Below are 22442 nucleotides of genomic sequence, written 5' to 3'. Positions count from 1 at the left end.
ATCGCCGCATGATCACCACAAAAGCCCTGGTCATCACACTGACAGGCCGGTCAGTGTTCACGATGTCCTGAAACATCAACTGTTCACGATGTCCTGAACTCAAGCACAGGGTTAGAACACTGTTTCCCACTCACGACCTCTCAGCGCGGGAGGAACCCCACCATCTCGTGCAGCCGCGAGCGCCGGGTCCCGGACGCCGGCCGCGCGGGCTCCCGCTCCCCCACCGGCGGCTGGTACGTCGCTCCGGCGACGACCTCCTCCGCCATTCCGTACAGCAGCGGCAAAGCGCCCGCGACCACCCCGCCCGTCCGGTTGATGTGCTCGACGCCGGGCACGATCAGCTCCGCGTGGCCGTTGATCTCCCGCACCTTCTCCGCGCAGTCCTCGAGGTTCGCCGCGATCCGGCCGAGCAGCGAACCCACCCAGTACAGGTAGCCCGCGAGCACGGCGGTCAGCAGCACGATGTCCACGACCGTCAGCACCACCAGCAGCGTCATGACTTCGCCCTCCCGAGGAACAGGTGGTGCCGCAGCCCTTCGGCGAGCACTCCGTCGACGCGCCCGGCGGTCTCCGGGATCAGCGCGGTGTCCTGGGTGTTCGCGGCCGCCGCGCGCAGGGTGGCGCGGATGCCCGCGACGCGCTCGTCGATCACCCGCACGTACCGGATCAGCAGGCTCAGCAGCCCCGCGACGGCGAGCACCACCACGAACCCGGCCACGACGGCGATCCACCACAGCGTTTCGTCGGACACGTCAGCCTCCCAGGCGTTCCCGGCCGCGGCGCAGGCCGGCCGTGATGACCTCGGCGTGGTCGATGGTCGTGCGCAGCTCGCGCAACGCCGCCGTGTGCCGCACCGCCGCCGTCAGCTCGGCGTCGATCAGCGGGGCGGCGCGGCCGATCGACCGCGCCAGCACCAGGATCGGCACCACGAGCGCGACGACGGCCAGCACGACCACCACCCCGATCGCGTACCCCACGATCCAGCCCGTCGTCATGCCCGCCTCCTCACACCGTCTCGCAGAAGTCGCGCACCGGTTTCAGGTCCGCGTTGACGCTCGCCAGGGCCCCGGGCACCGGCGCGGTGCGCTCGGCCACCAGCCGGACCCCGCCCAGGACGAGACCGAGCGTCTTCCGCACCTGCACCAGGTGCAGGATGACGCGCAAGAGGCCGACGGCGGCGAACAGGATGATCAGGGCGGCGATGGCCAGGGTCGCCCAAGCGGCTGCGGGCATGATGCGTTTCTCCTTTCAGCCGAGCAGTTTCGCGACGCTGCCGGCGTACCGGGTGGCGCCCGCGGACACTTCTCCGATGGTCGTCGCGGTCTGCGCGAGCGCGGCCGGCACCGGTTCGAGCTGCCCGGCCAGGCGACCGCCGCCGGCCAGGATGTCGTCGGCCGCGCCTCGGATGCGTTCCACCGCGGCGAGCACCCGGTTCAGCAGGGCGATCACCACCGGCAGCACGACGAGCAGCAGCACGGCGTTGCCGATCCACCACAGGACCACGACGTCCTCCTCAGGCCGGGTTGCTCTGGTAGGGCAGGAAGAACCGGCGGAACACCCGCCGCAACGCCATCAGCGCGGCCTGCACGCCGATCCGGAAGCCGCGGGCGGGCGCGGCCCCGGCGACGAGCTCCTCGCCGCGTTCGACGCGGTCGATGCCGTCCTGCAGGTTCACCGCGAAGTCGCGCATCAGCACCGATGAGACGTCCGCGATCATGCCGCGCCCGTACTGCGCGGCGGCGCCGGAGATCTGCAGGTCCTGGTCGACGTCGACGCGGGTGCCCGTCCCGGAGCGCACGAGGGTCGCGGTGAGCGTCATGCCCGCCGTCCCGCGTCCCTTCTCTTCCGCGCCTTCGGCGTTGACGACGATCCGGTGGGCCGCTTCGTCGCGTTCGACGATCTCCGCGGTTCCCTTGAAGCGCAGGGAAACCGGGCCCATGCGGACGGCGACCCCGCCGCGGTAGCGCTCGTCGCCGAGGTCCTCGGTCAGCTCCGCGCCCGGCAGGCAGACGGCGACGCGTGGCACGTCGTCGAAGAACCGCCAGACCTTCTCGACCGGCTGGGCCACGTCGAACCGGTTCCGGATCAGCATCGGACGTCCTTCCTGGCGTACGCCCCCGGGTCCCGCCGGAACGCGTCGCGGCAGCCGGGGCAGCAGAAGTGGTAGGCCTGTCCCTCGTACTCGATCGCCTCGCCGATCGGCTCGACGGTCATGCCGCAGACCGGGTCCACCGGCTCCGGAACGGGCGACGGCCCGGCCGCGGGCCGGGACGCGCGGAACGCGACCAGCTCGGCGAGGATCGCGACGGCGATCTCCCGGTGCGGCACCGGCCCGAGGTCGAGCCCGGCCGGGACGCGCACCCGGTCGAGGTCGGCCCGCGGCACCCCGCGGTCGGCCAGGTACCCCAGCACGGCCTCGCCGCGCCGGCGCGACCCGACCAGCCCGACGTACGCGGGTCCGGCCCGCAACGCGCCTTCGATCGCGTCTTCGTCGAAGTGTCCTTGCGTGGCCACCACGACCATGCTGCGCGGGCCGATCTCGTCGAACTCGGTGCGGCCGATCAGCTCGGCGCTCCAGCCGAGCGCGGTGGCCAGGCCGACGAGCGTGCGCGCCATCGGCGACCGGCCGACGACCAGCAGGTGTGGTGCCGGCTCGACCGGCTCGACGTAGATTTCCAGTGCTCCTTCGCTCTGGCAGGAGATCGGCACGACCGTCATGCCCGCCGGGACCGTCTCGCCGAACCGGCCGGACGTCCCGAGCAGCAGCAGCCGCGGCTCGCCGTCGGCGATCGCCCGCACCGCCTCCCGGACCACGGCCGGTTCGGCGCAGGCGCCGCCGATCCAGCCGTCCAGCACGCCGTCGGCGGTGACGATCGCCCGGCAGCCCTCCTTGCCCGAGGACGGGCCCTGGCGCCAGACCACCGTGGCCCAGGCGAACGTCTCGCCCCGGTCGGACAGTTCGCGGGCCCGGTCGAGCATGCTCCAGTCGTGCATCGCGATCCCTTCGGTCCGACGTCCGCTCAGTCCGACGTCCGCAGCGGCGGCATGCCGGACACGTCGCGGCGTTCCCGCAGCGCTTCCCAGACCCGGTCGGGCAGCACCGGCATGTCGATGTTGCGCACGCCGGTGTCGTCGATCGCGTCCATCACCGCGTTCACGAAAGCCGCCGGCCCGCCCACGGCCGCGCACTCCCCCACGCCCTTGGCGCCGATCGGGTGGTGCGGCGACGGCGTGACGACCTCGCTGTGCAGCTCGAACCCCGGGGTTTCCCAGGCGGTCGGGAGCAGGTAGTCCATGTAGTTCGAGCCGATGCAGTTGCCCTCGGCGTCGTAGGTGATGAACTGCATGTTCGCCATCGCGTACGCCTCGGTCAGCCCGCCCATGATCTGGCCCTCGACGATCATCGGGTTGATCCGGACGCCGCAGTCGTCGACGGCGACCAGGTTCAGCACGTCCCACACGCCGGTCTGCGGGTCCACCTCGACGGTGACGATGTAGACCGCGAACGGCCAGGTCAGGTTCGGCGGGTCGTAGTAGGCGGTGTTCTCCAGGCCCGGTTCCATGCCGTCGGGCATGTTCCCGTACGCGGCCATCGCGCACTCCTGGATCGTCACGCCGCGATCGGGGGCGCTGCGGACGTAGAACCGGCCCAGCTCCCACTCGACGTCCTCTTCGGACACTTCGAGCAGGTGCGCGGCGAGTTTCCTTGCCTTGGCCCGGATCTTGCGCGCTACCATGGCGGTCGCCGCCCCGGCGACGGGCGTGCTGCGAGAGGCGTAGGTGCCCATCCCGAACGGCGCGGTGTCGGTGTCGCCGTGCTCCACCACGATGTCGTCGGCCGGGATGCCCAGCTCGTGCGAGACGATCTGGGCGAACGTCGTTTCGTGGCCCTGGCCCTGAGTCTGCGCACCGATCCGCAGCAGGGCCTTGCCGGTGAGGTGCACGCGCAGCTCGGCCGAGTCGAACATCTTGATGCCGAGGATGTCGTACTCGCGGCTGTTGCCCGCGCCGAGTGGCTCGGTCATGGTCGAGATGCCGATGCCCAGCCGCCGGCCGCGAGCGCGCGCTTCTTCCTTCTGCCGCAGGAAGTCCTCGTAGCCGACCGCCTTCAGCGCGACGTCGAGGCACTTCCCGTACTGCCCGGAGTCCACCAGGAAGCCGTACGGCGTCCGGTGCGGGAACTGGTCGTCGCGCACGAAGTTGCGCCGGCGGAACTCGGCCTGGTCGATGCCGAGTTCCAGGGCGGCCTGGTGCACCATGCGTTCCTGGAAGAACATCGCCTCGGTGACGCGGAACGAGCACCGGTAGGCCACGCCGCCGGGCGCCTTGTTCGTGTAGGTGCCGCGCGCGGCCAGATGGGCGTGCGGCACGTTGTAGCAGGCGAACGCCGAGTGCAGCAGGCCGATCTTGAACTTGCTGGGCTGGGCGTCGGCGAAGAAGGCGCCGTGGTCGGCGACCGCGCGCATCCGCACGCCGAGGATCCGGCCGTCGTCGGTCAGCGCCATTTCGCTGTCGAGGTACATGTCGCGGGCGAACCCGGTCGAGATGAGGTTGCCGGTCTTGTCCTCGATCCACTTCACCGGGCGTTCCAGCAGGATCGAGCAGAGGATCGAGCACACGTACCCCGGGTAGACGGGCACCTTGTTGCCGAAGCCGCCGCCGACGTCCGGGGAGATGATCCGGATCATGTGCTCGGGCAGTTCGGCGATCATCGCGACGGCGGCGCGCACGATGTGCGGCGCCTGGGACGTCAGGTAGACGGTGAGCTTCGACGTCGCCCGGTCGAAGTCGGCCACCGAGCCGCAGCATTCGATCGGCGACGGGTGCGAACGCGGGTAGTGCAGCCGCAGCTTGGAGATCCGGTCCGCCTGCTCGAACGCCCGGTCGGTGCCCTCGCGGTCGCCGACTTCCCAGTCGTAGATGACGTTGTCGCGCTGCCCGGCCTTGTCGTCGCGGATCACCGGCGCGTCCTCGGCCATCGCCTGCTCGGGGTTGACGACCGGCGGCAGCGGCTCGTACTCGACGTCGATCGCGTCGCACGCGTCCTTGGCGATGTACGGGTCGTCGGCCACCACGCAGGCGACCTCCTGGCCCTGGAAGCGCACCTTGTCCGTGGCCAGCACGGCCTGGGTGTCGTAGGACAGCGTCGGCATCCAGGCCAGGTTGCGGGTCGCGGCCATCTCGCCGGTCAGCACCAGCCGCACGCCCGGGATCTCCCAGGCGCGGCTGGTGTCGATCGACTTGATCCGCGCGTGGGCCAGCGGGCTGCGCAGGATCTCCATGTGCAGCATGCCGGGCAGCACGATGTCGTCGGTGTAGTTGCCCTTGCCGCGCAGGAAGCGGTTGTCCTCCACGCGGCGGCGGCTGACCCCGAGCCCGCCGATCTGGTTCTCGTCCAGCGCTGGGGACACGTCAGGCCTCCTGGTCGGACTCGGCGGAGCGCAGCCGGACCGCGGCCCACAGAACGGACTTCACGATGTTCTGGTAGCCGGTGCAGCGGCAGAGGTTGCCCGAGAGCGCCCACCGCACCTCGTCCTCGGTCGGGTCGGGGTTCTCCGCGAGCAGCGCCTTCGCGGCCATCAGCATCCCGGACGTGCAGAACCCGCACTGCAGCCCGTGTTCCTCCTTGAACCCCTCCTGCAGCGGGTGCAGCCCGCTCGGCGTCGCGAGACCTTCGACGGTCGTCACCGCGCGGCCGTCGGCCTGGACGGCGAGCATCGTGCAGGACTTGATCGGGCGGTCGTCGACGAGCACCGTGCAGGCCCCGCAGTTGGTGGTGTCGCAGCCCATGTGGGTGCCGGTGAGCTTCAGCCCCTGGCGCAGCAGGTGCGAGAGCAGGAGCCGGGGCTCGCACTCGACGACGCTGCGGCGCCCGTTCACGGTGACGGTGATCCGCCGCGTCGGGACGTCCCCTTGGTCCGGGCCTTCCTCGATGATCCGCACGCTCGTCATCTCACGCCGCCCTTTCCCCGGTCTGCTCGAGAATGCGCCGCACGAAGACGCGCACCATGTGCCGTTTGAAGTCCGCCGAGCCGCGGTGGTCGCCCTTCGGCCGCGCGGCCTGCGCGGCGAGGCCGGCCGCGTGGTCGATCACGTCCTCGCCGAGCGGCCCGCCGACGAGCGCCTGCGCGGCGTCGGCGGCCTCGATCGTCGCCGCGCCGACGCCGGTCAGCGCGATCCCGGCACGGGTGACGATGTCCCCGTCGCGTTCGATCGCGACGGCGACGCCGACGGTCGCGAAGTCCCCGACCCGGCGTTCCAGCTTGAGGTAGCCGCCGGCCGGGATCCCGCGCGGTGCGGGGATGACCGCTTCGACTGCGACCTCGTCGTGGGCGAGGGCGTTCTGGAACGGGCCGTGCACGAAGTCCCGCACCGGGATGGTCCGCCGTCCGCCGGGTCCGGCGGCCACGACCGAGCCGCCGAGCGCGAGCACCACCGACGCCCAGTCGCCCTGCGGGTCGGCGTGGCACAGCGAGCCGACGAGCGTGCCGCGGCTGCGCACGAGCGGGTCGGCGACCAGCCGCGCGGCGGCGGCCATCACCGGCTGGGTGCTCTTGAGCAGGGCCGAGCGTTCGAGGTCCCCGTGCCGGCACAACGCGCCGACGTGCAGGTTCCCGCTCTCGTCGACGTCGTGGTGGTCGAGGCCGGGGACGGTGTTGAGGTCCACCAGCAGCGTCGGCGACGCGAACCGGAGCTTCAGCAGCGGCACCAGGCTCTGCCCGCCGGCCAGCACCTTCGCGTCCTCGCCGCCGTCGTGCAGGGTGCCGATCGCCTCGTCCAGCGAGCGGGGTGCCTCGTAGCGGAACCGGGTCGGGTACACGGTGCTCCCTCAGACATCTTTGTCGGGCACAGCGGGATCGGGCACGGCCACCGGCAGCGCTTCGTCCGTGGGGTCCGGCCGGGGCCGCTGGTGCGGCGGCCACGGCCCGGCGACCGGGCGGGCGGCGACCTTGAGGAAGCCGACGAACTCCGGCCACGCCCACACGGTGGGGCTGCCGCCCTCCTTCGGCGCGTCCTCGACGAGCTCGTACAGGCGCGGGTTGTCCCGGCTGTGCCCGTCGGACTCGATCCGCATCGCGCGCCCCGCTTCCACCGTCGGTCCAGGTGAGAATCGATCTTTCACCCGGACCCGAAGTGCGACAACGCGCGATTAACCCTTTGCTTAAGGCGGTTGCGGTACCGGTCCCCGCGGAGAACGATCGACCGCTATGCAGGTGCCCGCCCCGTTCGAATACGAGCGCGCCGGCAGCGTCGAGCACGCCCTGGCGCTGCTGGAGAAGTACGGCCAGGCCGCGCGGGTCATCGCCGGCGGGCACAGCCTGATCCCGATGATGAAGCTGCGGCTGGCCGCGCCGGAGGTGCTTGTCGACATCAACGACCTGACCGAGCTGAGCGGGATCGACGCGACGGCGGAGACGCTGCGGATCGGCGCGCTCGCCCGCCACGCCGACCTGCTCTCCTCCGCCGCGGCCGGGACGCTGTTCCCGGTGCTGCACGACGCAGAGCGGGTCGTCGCGGACCCGATCGTACGCAACCGCGGCACGGTCGGCGGCTCGCTGTGCCAGGCCGACCCGTCCGAAGACCTCTCCGCCGCGTTCGCCGCCGTCCGGGCCGAGGCCGTGATCCGTGGCCCGGACGGCGAACGCTCGGTGCCGGTGCGGGAGTTCTTCCCCGGCCCGTACGAAACCGCGGTCGGCCCCGCCGAGCTGCTGACCGGGATCCGGGTCCCGGTCGTGCCCGGCGCGGGCAGCGCCTACGCGAAGGTCGGACGGCGGGCGGGCGACTGGGCCGTCGCCGCGGCGGCCGCGGCACTCACGCTCGAGGGCGGCGTCGTCGTCGAAGCGGGAATCGGGCTCACCGCCGTGGGAGCACCGCGGTTCGTCGCCGCCGAGGCGGAGGACTTCCTGCGCGGCGGGGCGGCCACCGTCGAGCGGTTCGCCAAGGCGGGCGCGATCGCGGCCGAGCACTGCCGGCCTTCCGCCGACCAGCGCGGCCCGGTGGATTACAAGCGCCACCTGGTCGCCACCCTCACCACGCGCGCGCTCGCGCTCGCCAAGACCCGCGCGGAGGCGTGACGTGGAGATCACCGTGACCGTCAACGACGAGCGGCACCGCCGTTCGGTGGAACCCCGGCTGCTGCTGGTCCACTTCCTGCGCGACGATCTGGGCCTCACCGGCACGCACTGGGGCTGCGACACCTCGAACTGCGGAGCCTGCGTGGTGTGGCTCGACGACGTGCCGGTCAAGTCGTGCACGGTGCTGGCCGCGATGGCCGACGGCAAGCGGGTCCGCACGGTCGAGGACCTCGCCGACGGTGCCGCGCTCGATCCGGTGCAGCAGGGGTTCGTGACCTGTCACGGCATCCAGTGCGGCTTCTGCACCCCGGGAATGCTGATGACCGCGCGCTGGCTGCTCGACCACGACCCGGACCCCGGCGAAGACGTCATCCGCGAAGCCATTTCGGGACAGTTGTGCCGCTGCACGGGTTACGAGAACATCGTCCGGTCCGTCCGCTGGGCCGCCGCGCACCCGGAAGGTGACCGGTGACCGGCGGGTTCGGCTCCCGGACGCGCAAGGAGGACGCCCGGTTCGTCCGCGGCCGCGGCACGTTCGTCGACGACATCGTCCGGCCCGGCATGCTGCACGGCGCCGTCCTGCGCAGCCCGCACGCGCACGCGCGGATCGTCTCGGTCGACACGAGCGCGGCCGAGGCGCACCCGAAGGTGCGGCTGGTGCTGACCGGCGCGATGCTCGCCGAGCGCGCCATGGCGTGGATGCCCACGCTCTCCCACGACGTCCAGGCCGTCCTGGCCACGGACAAAGTGCGGTTCCAAGGCCAGGAGGTCGCGTTCGTCGTCGCCGAGGACCGGTACTCCGCGCGCGACGCGCTGGAGCTGATCGACGTGGAGTACGACCCACTGCCGGCGGTGGTAGACGCGCGCACCGCGCTGGCGCCGGACACCCCGGTGATCCGCGACGACCTGGGCCGCACCGACAACCGCGTGTTCGACTGGGATGCCGGCGACGCCGAGGCGACCGAAGCCGCGTTCGCACGCGCGGACGTCGTCGTCGCGCAGGACATGCTCTACCCGCGGGTGCACCCGGCGCCGCTGGAGACCTGCGGCGCGGTCGCCGAGGTCGACGTCATCAGCGGGAAGCTCACCGTGTGGTCGACCGCGCAGGCCCCGCACGCGCACCGGCTGATGTACTCGCGGATCACCGGCCTGCCCGAGCACCGGATCCGGGTCGTGGCCCCGGACATCGGCGGCGGCTTCGGCAACAAGGTCGTCGTCTACCCGGGCTACCTGTGCGCGGCGACGGCCGCGATGATCACCGGAAAGCCGGTGAAGTGGGTCGAGGACCGCTCGGAAAACCTGATGAGCACGTCGTTCGCCCGCGACTACCACATGCACGGCGAGATCGCCGCCACCCGCGACGGCAAGCTGCTCGGCCTGCGGGTGCGGGTGCTCGCCGACCACGGCGCGTTCAACGGCACCGCCCAGCCGACGAAGTTCCCGGCCGGGTTCTTCCACGTCTTCACCGGCTCTTACGACCTGCCGGCGGCGCACTGTTCCGTCACCGGCGTCTACACGAACAAAGCGCCCGGCGGGGTCGCGTACGCGTGCTCGTTCCGGATCACCGAAGCGGTCTACGTCGTCGAGCGGATGATGGACGTGCTCGCGCGTGAGCTGGACATCGACCCGGCGGCGTTGCGAGAGCGGAACCTGGTGCGGCCGGAGCAGTTCCCGTACACGTGCGCGACCGGCTGGAGCTACGACTCCGGCGACTACCCGCGGGCCCTTTCGCTCGCGCTCGAGATGGCCGGGTACGAGTCGCTGCGCCGCGAACAGGCTTCGCGCCGGGCGCGGGGCGAGCTGATGGGGATCGGGCTCAGCTTCTTCACCGAGGCGGTCGGCGCGGGCCCGCGCGAGCACATGGACATCCTCGGCTTCGGCATGGCCGACGGCGCCGAGCTGCGCGTCCACCCGACCGGCTCGGCCGTGCTGCGGCTGTCCTGCATGTCCCAGGGCCAGGGGCACGAAACGACGTTCGCCCAGCTGGTTTCGCAGGAGCTGGGGATCCCCGAGGACGAGGTCGAGGTCGTGCAGGGCGACACCGACCGGACGCCGTTCGGGCTCGGCACCTACGGTTCGCGCTCGACCCCGGTGTCCGGCGCGGCGGCGGTGACGGTGGCCCGCAAGGTCCGCGAGCGCGCGCGGCAGGTCGCGTCCGCGATGCTGGAGGTCGACCCCGGCGACCTGGAGTGGGAACGCGGGCGCTGGTTCGTCCGCGGGGTTCCCGACCGCGGCCACACGATCCGGGAGATCGCGCTGGCGGCGCACTCCGACCTGGCGCTGCCCGAAGGCGTGGAAGGGCACCTCGACGCGACCACGGTGTACAGCCCGCCGAACTTGACTTTCCCTTTCGGCGCTTACGTTTGCGTGGTCGACGTCGACGCGGACACGGGTCAGGTGCGGGTGCGCCGGTTCATCGCGGTCGACGACTGCGGAGTCCGCATCAACCCGGCGATCGTGGCGGGCCAGGTCCACCGCGGCCTCGCCGACGGCATCGGGATGGCCTTGATGGAACTGGTCGCGTTCGACGAGGACGGCAACCACCTGGGCGGCTCGTTCATGGACTACCTGCTGCCGACGGCGCTGGAGTGCCCGTCGTGGGAGCTGGGCGAGACGGTGACCCCGTCCCCCCACCACCCGATCGGCGCGAAGGGCATCGGCGAGTCGGCGACGGTCGGTTCCCCGGCTGCGGTGGTCAACGCGGTGGTGGACGCGCTGGCGCCGTTCGGGGTCCGCCACGCGGACATGCCGTTGACGCCGGCCGCGGTGTGGCGCGCGATGCGCGGGGATCCGCTGCGCGCGGATCTCGCGGTGAGCTGACGGGGTTTTCGCCGTAGCATCGCCGGATGCCGGTGAACGACGAGCGAGCCCAGAAGTTCCTCGCGGTGGACACGACCGCCCTCTGCGATGTCGACAAGACGACCAGGGTGCTGCACAGTGCGATCCGTGCCCGATCCGCGCGGTCGCGGATCTTCGGTCCCGCGTTCACGGTCCGGTGCCGCGGCGACTTCCTCGGCGTGCTGCAAGCCATCGAATCGGCCGCGCCCGGCGACGTGATCGTCGTCGACGGCGGCGCGCAGGAGATCGCCCTCGGCGGCGAGCTCTTCGCGCGCGGCGCCTTGGCCCGATCGCTCGGCGGCATCGTCGTGGACGGCGGCTACCGGGACATGGCCTACGTCGGCAGCTGCGAACTCCCCCTGTACAGCCGCTTCGTCACACCGCTTTCCGGCACGTCGTCGAAGCTCGGCGAGCTGCAGGTCCCGGTGACCTGCGGCGGCGTCACGGTGAATCCCGGCGACCTGGTCCTCGCCGACGGCGAAGGCCTCATCGTGGTGGCACCCGACCGGATCGACGACCTCCTCGACGGAGCGCTCGCGATCAAGCAGGCCGAGAACGCGGTCATCGAACGACTCGACGCGGGAGCCACGCTCAGCGAGACGTTCACTCTCGCCGAGCACGTCGCCGCGTTGAGCCGGGCCGAGCCGTCCGCGCTACGACCGCGGGGTCGGAGCTAGTCCGGCGCGCGATCCGGGCATTCGACCAAGAACACCGGATCGCCGTCGCTCGCCGGGCCCGCGCTGACCGCGACGCACATCGCGCCGGGCGCTCCCGACCTGATCCACGCGTTCCCGTCACTCAGTGGCGCGGTCTGGAACACCTGGTTGGGGGCCTGGCTGCCGACCGGCGACTTGCAGGCTGCCTCCTGGAGCGACCAGCCGTCGTACTGCTCGTCGTACACCCCGTCGATGCACAGGTTCGTGCTGCGATCGGAATACTGCAGCCACCATCCGGCCGCACTTGCTCAGCGGGCCAGCAGCCCGAGGACCAGCGCGAGCGGCGGCCACGCCTCGCGCCCGCGGCGGGTGCACGCGAAAGCCCGCTGCCGCACGTCCGGCCCCGCCAGCGGAACCAGCGTGACCCCGGGTCGCGTGGCGCGGCCGGCCGGAAGCAGGCCGACGGCCGGCGCCGGGCCGGTCGCGATGAGGTCCTCCACCAGCTCCAGGCTGTCCGCGCGGTGCGTGACGCGCGGGGTGAACCGGGCCGTCGATGCCAGCCGGCGGATCACGTCCTCGTCGGCGCTGTTGCGAGAGTTGACGATCCAGCCGTGGTCGCGGAACGCCTCGAAGACCGCGCCGGTGTTCCCGCCGCGCGCCCGGGCCGCGTCGGCCGCCGGGACGGCGAGGTCCCAGCGCGCCGTCCACAGTGGACTCACCGTGACCGCGGGGTCCGTGACGGCCGGGGCGAGGTCGTAGTCGTAGGTGAGGGCGAGGTCGATGTCGTCGGCCAGGAGCGCGGCGAACGCCTCGTGCGGTTCGTACTCGCTGATCCGCAGCTCCACCCGCGGGTGGTGCTCGGCGAGCGCGGTGGCCGCCGGGAGCACGGACCGCCGCACGGCCGTGGCGAACCCGGCGACGCGCACGGTGCCGGCCGGTTCGGTGTGCGGGTCGAGGTCGGCGTGGGCCGCTTCCACCGCGGCGAGGATCGTCACGGCGTGCTCGGCCAGCCGCCGCCCCGCGGGGGTGAGCCGCACGCGCCGGCCGTCCGGCTCGAGCAGGGGCGCGCCGGTTTCCTTCGCCAGCACCGCGATCTGCTGCGAAACCGTCGACGTCGTGGTGCCGAGTACGTCCGCCACCGCGCGCATCGAGCCGTGGCGGGACAGCTCGAGGAGGAACTGGAGCCGGCGAGTGTCCATGATTCATGAACGGTACATCCACGATTGGCACGTGGACACGAACGGTGCCGATCGGTTTTGCTGGGTTCGTGCGTTCCTCCACCCGCGACGGAGCGGCCTTCGCGGTCGCCGCCATGCTCTGCGTCCAGCTCGGTCTCGCCGTGTCCGTCGGCCTGTTCGACCGGATCGGTCCCGAAGGGGCGGCGTGGCTGCGGCTGGCGTGGGCCGGCGTGCTGCTGGTGGTCGTCGTCCGTCCACGGCCGGCGTCGTTCCGGCGGGCCACCTTCGCGGCCTGTTGCGCGCTGGGCGTCGTCACGGCGGGGATGACCATGCTGTTCATGGAAGCCGTCGCCCGCCTCCCGCTCGGCACGGCGAGCGCGCTGGAGTTCCTCGGCCCGCTCACCGTGGCGGTCACGCGCGGCCGCGGCAGCAAGAGGCTGTGGCCGGTCCTCGCCGCGCTCGGCGTCGTGCTGCTGACCGAACCGTGGCGGGGCGGCGCCGACCTGGCGGGCGTCGGCTACGCCCTCGCGTCGGCGGTGTGCTGGGCCGGCTACATCCTGCTGACGCAACGGGTCGGCGACGAGGTGGCGGGCGTGCGCGGGCTCGCCGTGTCGATGCCGGTGGCGGGGATCGTGGCGACGCTCGCCTACGGGCCCGGCGTGCTCGGGCACCTGACCGGGGAGCTGCTGCTCATCGGCCTCGGGCTGGCGATCCTGCTGCCGGTCGTCCCGTTCAGCCTGGAGATGCTCGCGCTGCGGCGGCTGAACACCTCGGCGTTCGGGACGCTGATGAGCCTGGAGCCGGCCATCGCCCTGACGATCGGGCTCGTCGTGCTCCACCAGGTCCCGGACCTCGCCGCGGCGGCGGGCGTGCTGTTCGTCGTGGCCGCCGGGATCGGCGCGGAGCGCACCGGCGCGCGGGAGCCGGTGGTTTTGTAGCACAATCTCCCCCGGTATCGTTCGTCCGGTGAACGAGCAGACCGCGCCGGAGCGGGTCGCGAGAGCGCTGCGGGACGAGCTGCTGGACGGGGCCCACCCGGTCGGCACCCGCTTCCGCGAGGAAGACCTGGCCGAGCGCTTCGACGTCGGCAGGCACACGATCCGCGCGGGGCTGCGGCTGCTCGTCGAGCGCGGGCTGGTGATCCACGAGCGCAACCGGGGCGCGGTCGTCGCCCCCTTGAGCAGGCGGCGCATCGACGAGGTCTTCGACTACCGCAAGGTCCTGGAGCTCGGCGCCCTGCGGATGGCCCTGGACGCGGGCGCCGACCTCGGTCCGGTACTGGCCGAAGTGGACCGGCTCGAGGCACTGGCCCGGCAGGCGCCCGGCCCGCCGTGGCGCGAGCTGACGCGGGCGCACAGCGCCATCCACCGGGCGATCGTCGCGGCCGCGGGCAACCAGCACCTCCTGGACGGCTACGAGCGGTGTGAGGACGAGGTCCGGCTGCTGCTCACGTTCGTCCGGCCGGACTTCGACGCCGCCCGCCTGGCCGCGGTCCACCGCGACCTGGTGGAGAAGCTCCAGCAGGGCGGCGAAGCCGCGGCCGGCGCGCTGACCGACGACATCGACCACACGGGCCGGGCGGCGTTGCTGACCGCGTTGCGCCGCGCCGAGGAGAGCGCCCGCCTGCTCGGCCGCTGACGGGCGGCTACTTCAGCACCGAGTCGGCGGCCCGTTTGCCGAGCTTCGCGCCCAGGGTGCCACCACCGAGGCCGGTGGCGAGGTACACCGTGAAGGCCACGACCGGGCCGGCCGGGGTCGCGGAGAGCAGCAGGAAGGCGCCGATCCGGCCGAGCTGGCTGCCGGCCGTGGTGAACCCCGTTTGAATCCCGGCCCGGGTGACCGCCCGGCCGGCGCGGCGCAGGTCACTGAGATCTTCCCGGTCGGCGTCCCGGGCCACCTGCTCGGCGAGGGCCTGGACGATACCCACCGCCTGACCGACATAGCCCACCTGCTTGCCCGCCGCGCCGATCCGTCCCAGCGCATTCCCGGTTTCCGGAATACGGACGGCGTACTCCAGGGCGGGTCCGCCATTCACCATCCTGGCCCCGGCGGAAACAATGGGTGTCGAATTGCTCAATGCCTCACCGGCGTGCCGCAGCGACCGCGCCGCCTCCCCCAGAGGTGCCGCGACGACGCCGTCACGGGTGATCGTCACCGCCACATCCGTGGCAGCGCCGAGTCCGGAGTCACTCAAAGCCGCTGTGATGCGACCGGCCAAGGCAACGAGATCCAGCCGCTCCTCGTCCGCACCGGACGGCCGGTTTTCCGGGCCACTGTGTTCGGTCATGATCGGCGCTCCTTCGCTCGATCCATCCTCACCCGGATCGATACAGTAGCCGATAGCGGACAGTTTATTGAATCCGCCGACCGGGGTGATTTCCGACCATTGATCATCGTTTCGGAAACTGCTGGTGACAATTCCGAAGCGGCGCCGATCTTCCGGGCACGGCGCTCGGGCGCCTCGGCGAGCCGTCGGCGGTGTGGGCCACGACACGATCGCGTGGGCACGATCGGCTGGTTGAAGAGGCATTCCCCGGGGTTCGCGGCCCCCTTCCGGACACCGCTTGTTAACTTCGGCATGGGTAGATCGGCAGTGAAGGGGAAGGTCAGCACGTGAGCAACCCGTTGGTCGCGGAAACCAAGGACTCGACGACGGCGTACTCGGGGATCTCCCTGCTGGAGTCGGCGAACGACCTCAAGTCCGCGATCGAAAGCGGCGACTGGGCTTCGGTCGCGATGGGCGCCGTCGGCACCGCGCTCGACGCCCTCTCGATGGCGATGGACCCGTTCGGGGCGATCCTCGCCGCCGGCGTCGGCTGGCTGATCGAACACGTCGGACCGCTCAAGGAAGCCCTCAACGGCCTCACCGGCAACGCCGACGAAATCGCCGCCCAGTCCGAAACCTGGAAGAACGTCGCCACCGAACTCGGCAGCATCGGCCAGGACCTGACCGGCATGGTCAAAACGGACGTCTCGACGTGGACCGGAAACGCCGGTGACGCCTACCGCCAACGCGCGCAGGACACCGTCACCCTGCTGGAAACCGCCCAAAAAGGCTGCGAAGGCGCATCCAGTGGCGTCAAGACCGCCGGTGAAGTCGTCGCCGCGGTGCGGGCATTAGTCCGCGACATCATCGCCGAGCTGATCGGGCACCTGATCAGCTGGGCACTGCAAGTGATCTTCACCCTCGGCATCGGGATGACCTGGGTGGTGCCGCAGGTCATCAACGCGGTCGCGAAGACGGCGTCGAAGATCGCGGACCTGGTGAAGCGGCTGGTCAAAGCACTCCAGGCGCTGGTCCCGCTGCTCAAGCGCGCCGGCGACCTGTTCGGCGACGCGGCGAAGGCACTCAAGAACATCAAGCCCGGCAAGGGAGCCCCCGCCCCGAAGCACGCCGACATCAACGGCAACCCCAAGGGACTCGACGGACCCAAGGGCAAGGGCGGCCCGGACGCGCCGCCGCCGAAGACCGACCCGCCGCCGACGCCGAAGGGCGGCGACGGCACCACTCCCTCGGGTGCGAAAGGCGACGGCACCACCCCGTCCGGCGACCACACCCCGCCCAAGACCGACCCGCCGCCCGCGTCGAAGGGCCCCGACGACACGCCGAAGAGCCCCGACCCGACGCCGCCGCCGGCGTCGAAGGGCCCGGACACCACGCCCTCCAGCACGCCGAAGGGCGACCCCAAGGGCGACGGCTCGCGCATCAAGGACACCAACTCCAAGCCGGACGAGCACACCACGCAGACGAAGGACAAGACCGACTGCGGTGACCCGATCGACGTCGCGACCGGCGCCGTGATGCTCGTGCAGGAGGACGTGTCGCTGCCCGGCGCGCTGCCCCTGGTCGTCGAGCGCACGCACCTGTCCACCTACCGGGCGGGCCGGGTGTTCGGCCCCACCTGGGCCTCGACGCTGGACGAACGCCTCGAGATCGAGCCGGACGGGCTGCACCTCGCGCTGGCCGACGGCACGCTGCTGCGCTACCCGGTCCCGGCCGGCGTGGCGGCGGTCGTCCCGGAAAGCGGCCCGTACCTGGCGCTGCGCCGGGTGCGGCACGGCTTCATCGTCGGCGACCCGCAGTCCGACCGCGTGCGCTACTTCGCGGGCCGTCCCGGCGACACCACGCTGCCGCTGCGCGCGGTCGTGGACGGCGCGAAGAACCGGATCGTGCTGCGCTACCGCGACGGCGTGCCGGTGGCGATCGAGCACTCCGGCGGCTACCGCGTCGAGATCGACAGCGCCGGCGGCCTGGTCACGGCGTTGCGCACCGCGGGTTCCCCCGTCCCGCTGGCCGAGTACCGCTACGACTCCGCGCGCCGGCTGGTCGAGGTCGTCGACGCGGTCGGCACCCCGCAGAAGTTCACCTACGACGCCGACGGCAGGCTCGCGCGCTGGGAAGACGTCAACGGCCGCTGGTACCGCTACGGCTACGACGCCCAAGGACGCTGCGTACGCGCCCAGGGCACCGACGGCTACCTCGACACGACGCTGGCCTTCGCGCCCGGCGAGACGACCGTCACCGACTCGCTCGGGGCCGTCACCCGCTACCGGCTCGACGAGCGGCTGCGCGTGATCGGGCAGACCGACCCGCTGGGCAACACCACCAGCGCCGAGCGGGACCGCTTCGGGCGGGTGCTCGCCGAGACCGACGAGCTCGGCAACGTCACGCGCTGGGACTACGACGAGATCGGCAACCTCGCCGCGGTGACGCGGCCCGACGGCACGCGCCTGGTGCTCGGCTACGACGAACGGCGCCGCCCCGCCGCGGTGACCGGCCCGGACGGCGCCGTCTGGCGCTACGAGTACGACCGCAACGGCAGCCTCGCCCGCACCGTCGACCCGACCGGCGCCGCGACGTCCTACACCTACGACCCCTTCACCGGCACCGTCGACTCGGTGACCGACGCCCTCGGCGGGGTCACCCGGATCCAGGCCAACGCCGCCGGGCTCCCGCTGCTCGTCACCGAGCCGGACGGCGCCGTGTGGCGCTACGGCTACGACGCGCTCGGCAACACCACCAGCGTCACCGACCCGCTGGGCAACACCACCACCATGGTCAGCGACGCCGCCGGCCACCTCGTGCAGGCACGCGACGCCGACGGCGCCCTCGAACGGTTCGCCTCGGCCGCCCAGGGCAGCTTCGAGGAGCGGACGGACCAGCGCGGCGGCGTCACCCGCATCGAGTACGCCCAGTTCGACCTGCCGGTCAGCGAGCGGGGCCCCGACGGCGGCACGCTGAAGTACGGCTACGACACCGAACTGCGGCTCACCTCGGTCACCAACGAACGCGGCCTGGTGTGGCGTTACGAGTACGACGCCGCGGGCCGGAAGGTGGCCGAAACCGACTACAACGGGCGCGTCCTGCGCTACGGCTACGACGCCGCGGGCCGGCTCGTGCTCCGCACCAACGGCGCCGGGCAGACCATCACCCTCGAGCGCGACAGCGTCGGCCGGGTCGTGCGGCGCACCAGCGCCGACGAGGTCGCCGTGTTCACCTACGACGCGGCCGACCGGATGGTGTCGGCGGCCAACGGGCACAGCGAGGTCCGGTTCACCTACGACGGGCTCGGCCGCGTCGTGGCGGAGTCGATCAACGGCCGGGTCGTGCAGTTCCGCTACGACGCCCTCGGCCGCCGCGTGGCCCGCCGGACCCCGTCGGGAGCGGAGTCGGTGGTCGGCTACGACGCGGGCGCCCGCCCCTCCGAGCTGACCACCGCCGGGCGCACCCTGCGGTTCGGCTACGACGCCGCGGGCCGGGAGACGGTCCGGATGCTGCTGGGTGGCGCCGGTCCGGTGGCGGAGCTGCGCCAGGACTGGACGCCCACCGGGCAGCTGGCGGCGCAGACGGTGCTGCGCGGCCCGGAAACGGTGCAGCGGCGCGAATACGGCTACCTGCCCGACGGCTACCTCGCCGGCGTCGACGACCTGATCTCCGGGCAGCGCACCCTCGACGTCGACGCCGTCGGCCGGGTCCGTGCCGTTCGCGGCCCGCGCTGGCAGGAGGACTACGACTACGACGTGACCGGTGCCGTCACCGGAGCCGGCTGGTCCGGCGGGCCGCAGGCCGGCGGTCCGCGGGCCTACACCGGCACGCTGCTCACCTCGGCCGGCCCGACCGGCTACCGCCACGACGGCGAAGGCCGCGTCGTCGCCCGCGAACGGGGCGGGCAGCGGTGGACCTACGAGTGGAGCGCGGAGAACCGGCTGCTGGGCGTGCGCACGCCGGACGGCGCGGTGTGGCGCTACCGCTACGACGCGTTCGGCCGCCGGATCGCCAAGCAGCGCCTGGACGCCACCGGCGGCGTCGCCGAGCTGGTCGAGTTCGCCTGGGACGGGCAGCTGCCGGCCGAACAGGTCCACAGTGGACCGGGCCGGCCGCCGGTCGCCACGGTCTGGGAGTACGCGCCCGGCGTGCGGCTCCCGCTCACCCAGACCGAACGCGTCCTCGCCCCGGGCGGCGGCGAGCGGTTCCACGCGATCGTCTCCGACCTCGTCGGCACGCCCGCGGAACTCGTCGACGACACCGGCGCGCTCGCCGGGCACCTGCACACGGCGTTGTGGGGCCCGGCCATCTCGGCCGGCGGCACGGCGAGCACCCCGCTGCGGTTCCCCGGCCAGTACCACGACCCCGAGACCGGGCTGCACTACAACCGGTACCGCTACTACGATCCCGAGACTGGCCGGTACCTGTCCCACGACCCGCTGGGCCTGACACCGGCCCCGGATTCCCTGGCCTACGTCGGCAACCCGACCGCCATGGTCGACCCGCTCGGCCTCGCCCCGCAGCGGACCACGCCCTGCGCGGCCGCCGCCGCCCGGGCGCAGGCCCACCCCTACGCCCGGGGGAACTCCGGGCCGTCGAAGAGCAACCGCACGTACCCGGAAAGCACCTACGGGGACAAGGACGTCGAGCGCAAGCGCCTGGACGACAAGTACGACTTCACGATCGACGGCAAGAAGACGCACCAGTCCGAGCACGCCGGCGGGTACGACATCCTGAGCGACAACGGTGGTGTGAAGGGGGCCCGCAAGGACAACGGGCCGCTGGAGAAGAACGCCTACGCCTACTACGAGGACTTCGCCAACCACCGGTACCACCCGGGCACGGGCAAGGGCGGCGACAACCACGAATCCGGGTTCACGAAGGGCGACGTCCGGAACGAGCCCAACACGACGAAGGACGACAAGCTCGGTTACGACGACCGCCTCGGTTCGTACCGGAACGCGCAGCGCAACGCCATCGAGTCCAACGACCCGAGCACCGCGGTCCAGCTCAACCAGCTCGGTTACGGGCACCAGCAGGGCTTCCAGAACTCGCAGACCGTCAAGGCGGGCTACGACCAGCCGCACAGCTTCTCCGACAACGTCTACCACGGGAACGATCCCAACCACGTCCACAACAAGGACCACCCGTTGTACGACAAGGACACGGCCGACGCGGCGAAGGCCGAGCAGGACCGGCGGGACGCGATCAAGAACGACCCGGACCACCCGGGCCGCGCGGCCTACGACGCCGAGCAGAAGCGGATGGACGTCGCCGACGACTCCTACCACAAGATGGTCGACGACATGCACTCCAGCGGCGAGGGCATGCGGTACAACCCGAAGGCCGGTGAGGCCACTCCGGCGGGCGGGCACACGGTGGACGGCACCGGGCACGTGACCACGAAGCCGATCGACAAGTGGGACGCGGCCGAGATGCACGGCGCCCGCGACGCGGCGCGCACGGGCGAATGGCCGGGCTACGGCGGTTTCTACAAGAACCCGACGGCCGCGGACTGGGCGGCGCTCGAGCGCGGCGACCTCGACCCGCCGTCGCTCAAGAACATCAAGGACGACGACATGATGGACCTCACGCCGTGAGCGCCGTCCGGTGACCGCGGTCCTGCCGGACGTGCTCGCCGAGGGGCTGCGCGTGGTGTTCGCCGGCATCAACCCCGGCCTCTCCTCGGCGGCGGCCGGGCACAGCTTCCACACGCCGGGCAACCGGTTCTGGCCCGCCCTGCACCGCGCCGGCTTCACCCCCAGGCAGCTGCGCGCGGAGGAGGAACGGCTCCTGCTGGACTGGGGGCTGGGCATCACGAGCATCGTCCGCCGCCCGACGGCCCGCGCCGCCCAGCTGACCCGCGACGAGCTCGTCGCGGGCGGTCAGGACCTGGCCGAACGCGTCGAGGCGATCCGGCCGGAGTGGCTGGCGATGCTGGGCGTGACGGGCTACCGGACGGCGTTCGGCGCACCCCGGGCCCGCCTCGGGCCGCAGCCGGAGACGATCGGCGGCGCCCGCGTGTGGATCGTCCCCAACCCCAGCGGCCTCAACGCCCACTTCCCGCCCCGGGCACTGGCGATCGAGTTCGCCCGGATGCGCGCGGCGGCGGGAGTCCCGGACCGTTCGGCCATCCTCGGCGACGGCCCGTTCCCGGAGACCGCACCCCGCTGACCTCGGAAGTCTCTTGTGGACGGACACGGCGCTCGCCGCCCGCGTTCGATCACCGGCCGCCGAGCAGCGTTCTCAGCGCGCCGGTTCGGGGTGGCGGGCCGCCGCTCCCCACCGGCGGCGCGGGCGCCTGCCGCGCGTCACCGCGGCCGGCCGTGAGGGTTCACCGGAATGCCAGGTTTTGCGCGCCACCTCGGCGGGCATTTCCGAGGTACGGGCCTGACCGGAACTCCCCCCTCGCGGCCGGGTCCGGGTTCTGGGTCCCACCGCGCTTTCCCCTCTGCGCGATGGTGCCGGGACTTCACGCCGGCCGTGGGTGCGCCGGGCCAGACCCCGCGCCCACGGCCCGGCTACGACAGCGGGTGTCCCGCGGGAACTCCTTGAACGACAGCGGAAACCCCGGGACCGGCGGGTTCGCCGAGCTTCTCGCCCTTGCGATAGCCGCCGAAGATCAGGCCGAGCACCAGGATGGCGAGGATGGCCAGCAGGACCCAGAGCCACACGGACTTGCGCACGAAAGCTTCCCCACTTCGTCGGATCCGACCACGTAGGCAGATCACGGTACCGCCGGCCCCGCTTGACCGCGCAGCGAAGTGGGTAACCTTCCGGCATGGGCGCATGGGGCAAGCGACTCGTCGCGATCGGTGTGGCAGTGGTGCTTTTGGCCGTCGTGGCGCTCGTCGCGTCGGCGGTTCACCTGTTACCCCAGCTGCGCAATCCGTTCGCCGAAAAGACCGAAGAGCGCTCCGGTCCGGTGCTGCTGCAGTCGATCGTCGAGCTGTCGCGCTACGAGGCGGCCAGCGGCTCGTTCCAGGTGGTCGTCGACATCAAGACCAGCTCGATCCTGCCCAGCTTCCTCTCGGGCAGCGACACGCTGTTCATCGGCGTCGGCACGGACAACGCCTACGTGGACTTCTCCAAGCTCAAGGGCGACGCGGTCAAGGTCTCAGACGACCGCCTGTCCGCCACGCTCACCTTGGCGCACGCCCAGCTCGAGCCGGCGACCCTGGACACCAAGGAGTCCTACGTCTACGCGCAACAGCAGGGGCTGTTCACCCGGATCAACGACTTCCTCAGCGGAAATCCGAACTCGCAGCAGGCGCTCTACCAGCTCGCCCAGAAGCAGATCGAGGGCGCGGCCGCGAAGAGCACGCTGGTCGCCGACGCGGAGCGCAACACCAAGACGATGCTGATCGGCCTGCTGCAGTCACTCGGCTTCAAGAACGTCGTGGTGAACTACGCCGAGAACACCGGCTGA

Annotated in this window: 24 protein-coding genes; 9 read left to right on the top strand and 15 right to left on the bottom strand. The window is 71.9% G+C overall.

Features of this window, described 5'->3' with window-relative positions; translation table 11 throughout:
- Positions 1 to 140: 140 nt before the first annotated feature.
- Genes QQ657_RS34160 through QQ657_RS34110 form a run of 11 tightly spaced genes read right to left on the bottom strand, consistent with a single transcriptional unit; the run spans position 141 to position 7075 of the window.
- The gene (locus QQ657_RS34160; protein ID WP_284746426.1) at positions 141 to 497 is read right to left on the bottom strand and encodes a hypothetical protein; all 357 of its coding nucleotides are present in this window, start codon (positions 495 to 497) and stop codon (positions 141 to 143) included.
- Entirely contained in the window at positions 494 to 751 is a 258-nt protein-coding gene (locus QQ657_RS34155) for a hypothetical protein (protein WP_284746425.1), read from the bottom strand. The genes QQ657_RS34160 and QQ657_RS34155 overlap by 4 nt, the downstream gene beginning before the upstream one ends.
- Before the next feature lies 1 nt (position 752).
- A complete protein-coding gene (locus QQ657_RS34150; RefSeq protein ID WP_284746424.1) occupies positions 753 to 995 on the bottom strand; it encodes a hypothetical protein in 243 nt (80 codons plus the stop codon).
- 10 nt (positions 996 to 1005) lie between these two features.
- Entirely contained in the window at positions 1006 to 1233 is a 228-nt protein-coding gene (locus QQ657_RS34145; protein ID WP_284746423.1) for a hypothetical protein, read from the bottom strand.
- Positions 1234 to 1248: 15 nt separating this feature from the next.
- A complete protein-coding gene (locus tag QQ657_RS34140) occupies positions 1249 to 1503 on the bottom strand; it encodes a hypothetical protein (protein ID WP_284746422.1) in 255 nt (84 codons plus the stop codon).
- A 10-nt stretch (positions 1504 to 1513) separates the two neighbouring features.
- Entirely contained in the window at positions 1514 to 2092 is a 579-nt protein-coding gene (locus QQ657_RS34135; RefSeq protein ID WP_284746421.1) for an SRPBCC family protein, read from the bottom strand.
- The gene (locus QQ657_RS34130) at positions 2086 to 2994 is read right to left on the bottom strand and encodes an XdhC family protein (protein ID WP_284746420.1); all 909 of its coding nucleotides are present in this window, start codon (positions 2992 to 2994) and stop codon (positions 2086 to 2088) included. Before QQ657_RS34130 ends, QQ657_RS34135 begins: the two co-directional genes overlap by 7 nt.
- 26 nt (positions 2995 to 3020) lie before the next feature.
- Positions 3021 to 5411 (bottom strand): aerobic carbon-monoxide dehydrogenase large subunit, encoded by a 2391-nt coding sequence (locus QQ657_RS34125; RefSeq protein WP_284746419.1) that lies wholly within the window; start codon positions 5409 to 5411, stop codon positions 3021 to 3023.
- Position 5412: 1 nt separating this feature from the next.
- Positions 5413 to 5952 (bottom strand): (2Fe-2S)-binding protein, encoded by a 540-nt coding sequence (locus tag QQ657_RS34120; RefSeq protein WP_284746418.1) that lies wholly within the window; start codon positions 5950 to 5952, stop codon positions 5413 to 5415.
- Position 5953: 1 nt separating this feature from the next.
- Positions 5954 to 6820, bottom strand: coding sequence for an FAD binding domain-containing protein (locus QQ657_RS34115; RefSeq protein WP_284746417.1), 867 nt, complete (start codon positions 6818 to 6820; stop codon positions 5954 to 5956).
- Positions 6821 to 6829: 9 nt separating this feature from the next.
- Positions 6830 to 7075: a hypothetical protein gene (locus QQ657_RS34110; protein WP_284746416.1), complete on the bottom strand. Its 246-nt coding sequence runs from the start codon at positions 7073 to 7075 to the stop codon at positions 6830 to 6832.
- A gap of 133 nt (positions 7076 to 7208) precedes the next feature.
- Between QQ657_RS34110 and QQ657_RS34105 the strand changes: the two genes are divergently transcribed.
- The 4 genes from QQ657_RS34105 to QQ657_RS34090 are packed head-to-tail and all read left to right on the top strand — an operon-like array spanning position 7209 to position 11590.
- Positions 7209 to 8075, top strand: a complete 867-nt coding sequence (locus tag QQ657_RS34105) for an FAD binding domain-containing protein (RefSeq protein ID WP_284746415.1) — start codon at positions 7209 to 7211, stop codon at positions 8073 to 8075.
- A gap of 1 nt (position 8076) precedes the next feature.
- Entirely contained in the window at positions 8077 to 8547 is a 471-nt protein-coding gene (locus QQ657_RS34100) for a (2Fe-2S)-binding protein (protein WP_284746414.1), read from the top strand.
- Positions 8544 to 10895, top strand: coding sequence for an aerobic carbon-monoxide dehydrogenase large subunit (locus tag QQ657_RS34095; protein ID WP_284746413.1), 2352 nt, complete (start codon positions 8544 to 8546; stop codon positions 10893 to 10895). Before QQ657_RS34100 ends, QQ657_RS34095 begins: the two co-directional genes overlap by 4 nt.
- Positions 10896 to 10921: 26 nt before the next feature.
- Positions 10922 to 11590 (top strand): RraA family protein, encoded by a 669-nt coding sequence (locus tag QQ657_RS34090; protein ID WP_284746412.1) that lies wholly within the window; start codon positions 10922 to 10924, stop codon positions 11588 to 11590.
- On the opposite strand, the gene QQ657_RS34085 is transcribed toward QQ657_RS34090, so the two are convergent.
- Positions 11587 to 11814 (bottom strand): RICIN domain-containing protein, encoded by a 228-nt coding sequence (locus QQ657_RS34085; RefSeq protein ID WP_284746411.1) that lies wholly within the window; start codon positions 11812 to 11814, stop codon positions 11587 to 11589. The genes QQ657_RS34090 and QQ657_RS34085 overlap by 4 nt on opposite strands.
- A gap of 63 nt (positions 11815 to 11877) precedes the next feature.
- A complete protein-coding gene (locus tag QQ657_RS34080; protein WP_284746410.1) occupies positions 11878 to 12768 on the bottom strand; it encodes a LysR family transcriptional regulator in 891 nt (296 codons plus the stop codon).
- Between the two features lie 68 nt (positions 12769 to 12836).
- Between QQ657_RS34080 and QQ657_RS34075 the strand changes: the two genes are divergently transcribed.
- Both QQ657_RS34075 and QQ657_RS34070 read left to right on the top strand, forming a co-directional pair.
- Positions 12837 to 13685, top strand: a complete 849-nt coding sequence (locus tag QQ657_RS34075; RefSeq protein ID WP_284746409.1) for an EamA family transporter — start codon at positions 12837 to 12839, stop codon at positions 13683 to 13685.
- 28 nt (positions 13686 to 13713) lie between these two features.
- The gene (locus QQ657_RS34070; protein WP_284746408.1) at positions 13714 to 14385 is read left to right on the top strand and encodes a GntR family transcriptional regulator; all 672 of its coding nucleotides are present in this window, start codon (positions 13714 to 13716) and stop codon (positions 14383 to 14385) included.
- Positions 14386 to 14392: 7 nt separating this feature from the next.
- Here QQ657_RS34070 and QQ657_RS34065 read toward each other — a convergent pair whose 3' ends face one another.
- Positions 14393 to 15034, bottom strand: a complete 642-nt coding sequence (locus tag QQ657_RS34065) for a hypothetical protein (RefSeq protein ID WP_284746407.1) — start codon at positions 15032 to 15034, stop codon at positions 14393 to 14395.
- Positions 15035 to 15360: 326 nt separating this feature from the next.
- Between QQ657_RS34065 and QQ657_RS34060 the strand changes: the two genes are divergently transcribed.
- Positions 15361 to 20613, top strand: a complete 5253-nt coding sequence (locus QQ657_RS34060; protein ID WP_284746406.1) for an RHS repeat-associated core domain-containing protein — start codon at positions 15361 to 15363, stop codon at positions 20611 to 20613.
- A gap of 10 nt (positions 20614 to 20623) precedes the next feature.
- Entirely contained in the window at positions 20624 to 21187 is a 564-nt protein-coding gene (mug, locus tag QQ657_RS34055) for a G/U mismatch-specific DNA glycosylase (protein ID WP_284746405.1), read from the top strand.
- A gap of 347 nt (positions 21188 to 21534) precedes the next feature.
- Here mug and QQ657_RS34050 read toward each other — a convergent pair whose 3' ends face one another.
- Positions 21535 to 21699: a hypothetical protein gene (locus tag QQ657_RS34050; protein ID WP_284746404.1), complete on the bottom strand. Its 165-nt coding sequence runs from the start codon at positions 21697 to 21699 to the stop codon at positions 21535 to 21537.
- A 95-nt stretch (positions 21700 to 21794) separates the two neighbouring features.
- On the opposite strand from QQ657_RS34050, the gene QQ657_RS34045 reads away from it, so the two are divergent.
- Entirely contained in the window at positions 21795 to 22442 is a 648-nt protein-coding gene (locus QQ657_RS34045) for a DUF4230 domain-containing protein (RefSeq protein WP_284746403.1), read from the top strand.

This window comes from Amycolatopsis ponsaeliensis (assembly GCF_030182635.1).
GTDB classification, from domain to species: Bacteria; Actinomycetota; Actinomycetes; order Mycobacteriales; family Pseudonocardiaceae; genus Amycolatopsis; species Amycolatopsis ponsaeliensis.
The sequence above is the reverse complement of the archived record's forward strand: the minus strand, read 5'-3'. Positions and strand labels throughout refer to the sequence as shown.